General features: G+C 42.4%; 2 protein-coding genes. One reads left to right on the top strand and one right to left on the bottom strand.

Features of this window, described 5'->3' with window-relative positions:
- The first annotated feature begins 419 nt into the window (after positions 1–419).
- A complete protein-coding gene (locus B3E92_RS15545) occupies positions 420–1,085 on the top strand; it encodes an OmpW/AlkL family protein (RefSeq protein WP_070570317.1) in 666 nt (221 codons plus the stop codon).
- Between the two features lie 144 nt (positions 1,086–1,229).
- Here the strand turns inward: B3E92_RS15545 and B3E92_RS15540 are convergent.
- The coding region (locus B3E92_RS15540; protein WP_286897508.1) for a DUF2723 domain-containing protein at positions 1,230–3,972 on the bottom strand (2,743 nt) is incomplete at its 5' end.

Raw genomic sequence — 3,972 nt, 5'->3', positions numbered from 1 at the left:
CCGACCTGTTCTATTTTAGGAGCGTTCCTATTCCATTCAATATGCATTGACATACCGGATTTGTATCCCCATTAACCCTGCTAAACGAGACTCCAGTCCCCCTCTTGCCCCCAACTCTCCTAGTAGTTATTCTGGTGCACAATCCGCAGTTGCGCGAATGACATACTTTCATAACGTTTGCTCGTGCTCAGGCGAGACAAATGCGTGTAATAGGCCTATTATCCCAATGTGGCTTGAAAAACTATTACAGCGGATTTACACCTACCCATACTTTCCCATTTTTTACAACAGTAATTTATAAAGGTACATCATCTGCAATAGGAAAAACATCGTATCATTCATTTTTCAACCTGATTATCGTCACTCTTTTGCCCTGATTTTAGCAATAGTTTTACAGCAAACAAAATACCCTTAATGATATGAAAAAGCTACTTTTAATTGCACTAACACTTACCCTAGGCGCACTAAGTTTACAGGCACAAACAATCCCTAATCAACGCTGGCAAATGAGACTCAGAGGTGTGACAGTCATGCCAAACGAATCGGCCAAGATTAATACCATAGGCGGAGACGTCGACATCAATACGAAATTTATCCCTGAACTTGACTTCACCTATTTCTTCACAAAAAACATTGCGGCGGAATTGATCCTTGGGACTACAAAACATAAAGTTAATACAACAGGTTCGAATTTAACTGCCATTGGTGGCAGTCCATCCAGCAATGTGGATCTTGGGAGTGTATGGCTCCTCCCTCCCACACTGACAGCGCAATATCACTTCCTCCCCGACGGTGCCATTAAACCCTATGTAGGAGCGGGAATAAATTACACCATATTCTATAGCGTCAATGCGGGGCAAACGGTTAAAAATGTAAAATATGATAATGCTTTCGGCTTTGCGACTCAACTGGGAATTGATTTTAAGCTATCTGAAAAATATTTCGTGAATTTAGATGCTAAGTATATTCTTTTAAAGACCGATGTCAATGTGGATGCGTCAAACCTCGCCCCCAACCTATCCATACCGGCAAAAGTTGACATCAACCCATTCCTGCTCGGCTTTGGAGTCGGCATGAAATTTTAATAACTCGGCTCATTCCCTATCCTATATGTATCGAGGCCTCTTCCAATATTTTAGAAGAGGCCTCATCTGGTTTCTTATCTCAAATACGTTAATCCAATGCCCCATTAGGCGTGCCTGGTAATTTGGTTCAGTTCATCATCAAAATTATTCTACGCCGTACCAATTTTGATATTGCTGTCTCAACTGCTCAACACGTGCCAATCGTTTGGTATCCTTTGCTTCCAATAAAATAGCCTTATACCGGTCTACAGAGTCCAAGCCGGTCTGAATATCATTCCACTCAAAGCTCAGGTTTTTCTTATCCATTACCAATTGATGTAGGTATTCCATATTTTCAGCGACATAATCAAGGTTCCGGTCCATCATCCTGTTGGCCAGCTGAGGTTGCCCCGAGCGATACAGACTATCGATAATATCGGCATAATTGATGGCGTCCGACATCGCATATACGCGATCGGGCAATTGATCGTATGCTTTTTTTGCCACCTCCCCAGCTTGTTTGACCTGGCCATTGGCTAAAAGCATTCGGGCAGCTTTTCCAAATATATCACGGGCATACATGCTTGCAAAGCGGAACGAATCTGTATCCAAGTATTGTGCATTTTTAACATTACCCCAATGATACGTATGCATAATATTGCTATATAACGCCTCCATATTAACTAGCCCACCCTGCTCACTTCGTTTTCCTGTCGACTGATCTGTAGCAGTGACAGGCATCAATCGAGAAGTAAAGCCCTCATTGACCAGGTATTTATCCAGTCCCAACTTAATATCACTTGGCAGCATATTCGAAAAATATATCGGTCTGTCCCAATGATTATTTTCAAGCACGGATAACAGGGTTAAATCCGACCTGGTCAGATGATCATTCGGAATTTCCCATTCCATTGCAGAAACTATAGCTCCCTGAAAATACGCCGGAACCGCATTTTTCTTAACCACCTCGTCTTTATCAATGCGCAATTGGACTTTCTTGGAAGGGAAATAGTTTTCCATATCACCGGAATTCAGCTGAACTTTATACTCCGGATCATCCGATGTGACAAACTGCAATAACTGCTGTATATCTACCGCATTGTCAAGTTGTCTATCTACGAAAGGGATATAATCACGAACGCCTTTTTTCGTCTTTTCAGCGGGAATCGTCACGGGGAGCCCTGCCGCTTGATACGTGGGTTGTTTGGCCTGTTGCATATACCAATCGCCTGTGAGATAGCTTAACACGACAACCCGAACATCCGGACGTACGCCCTCTACTTCTTGCAAATACCATACAGGAAATGTATCATGATCGCCATAGGTAAATAGAATAGCATTTGGAGCACAGGATTCCAAATAATTGCGTGCCATATCCCTTGCCAACGATTTCTCGGACCGATTATGATCATCCCAGTTTTGATGAGCCAAAATAATAGGGCCTCCCAACAGCGCAAAAGAAATACCTGTCGCTAAAGCGTAACGTGTTTGTACAAAACGGTTGAAAAACCGAACAAATGCTATTACTCCCAGCCCAATCCAGATCGCAAAAGCATAGAAAGACCCCACGTAAGCATAATCTCGTTCCCGGGGTTGCATAGGAGTTTGGTTGAGATAAACTACGATCGCTACCCCCGTAAACACAAACAGCAAGGTCAGTACCAAGGTATAAGGTTTATTGTTTCGGTACAACCAGATCGCACCAGCTATTCCGAGTAGCAATGGAAGAAAAAAATAAGTGTTCCGGCTCGGGTCATGCTCCTGCGATCGAGATATTTTATCTTGCCCCCCTAAACGCCAATTATCCAATGGTCTGATCCCCGACAACCAGTTGCCGTCACTATAGGTCCCATATCCTTGCCTGTCATTCTGTCTACCCACAAAATTCCATAAGAAATATCGGGTATACATATCTCCCAGTTGAAAATTAAAAAAGAACTTAAAATTATCGGAAAACGTTGGCTGTTGCCCTTCTTTCAAATTGAGGTAACTTCTGTAATAAGCTTGATGGCTTCCATCTTGGCTATAGATACGCGGGAAAAAGGTTTCCTTATCAAATTGATATTTGTCTACCTGTGTGAAGGGAACATACTCCGACTTATCTTTCCGATAGCTCGTCTTACTATCGACGCCAACCACTTGCGAGTCATAATAAGGTCCTTTGAGTAACGGTTCCCGTATATATTGTTCACGGCTCAAATATCCTAAAAAAGAAAATACATTATCCGGCGCATTATTGTTCAAGGATGGATTTGCTTTCCCACGAATCATGACCATGGTGTAGGAACTGTATCCAAATAAAACAAAACAAAGAACCAGCAAGGCTGTATTGAGTGTATATTTCTGCTTTTTATAGGAATAATATAGACCGTAAATTATCAATCCCCCCAATAATAGGCACGAGAAAAAAATTCCGGTACCAAATCCCATTCCCAATGAGTTCACAAATACGAGATCCACTTTAGCCGCTAGACCGACTAACCATTGAATAATTCCCCACAAAACGGCCCCCAATATCAGCACTCCGACGAGGAAAGCTTTTATTGTCCCTTTCGCATTAACCTGTCGCGCTCTTCGGAAATAAACAACCATCGCGATAGCCGGGATTGCTAAAAGATTTAATAGATGCACTCCGATCGAAAGCCCCATAACAAAAGCAATAAAAACCAGCCAACGATCGCTACCGTCTTCATCTGCACGGACTTCCCACTTTAAAATTGCCCAAAATACAACTGCTGTACATAAGGAAGACATTGCATAAACTTCAGATTCTACTGCCGAATACCAAAATGAATCGCTGAAACTAAATGCCATTGCACCGACAACTCCTGCGCCGAAGATCTGCAGGTAGGTTGACAAAGAAGCTTGTTTGTCTTTGTTGAGTAGCTTTTTAGCAATGGCGGTTATT

This window comes from Sphingobacterium sp. UBA6317, assembly GCF_002440385.1.
Classification (GTDB): Bacteria; Bacteroidota; Bacteroidia; order Sphingobacteriales; family Sphingobacteriaceae; genus Sphingobacterium; species Sphingobacterium multivorum.
This window is presented reverse-complemented; position numbering and strand designations above follow the sequence as displayed.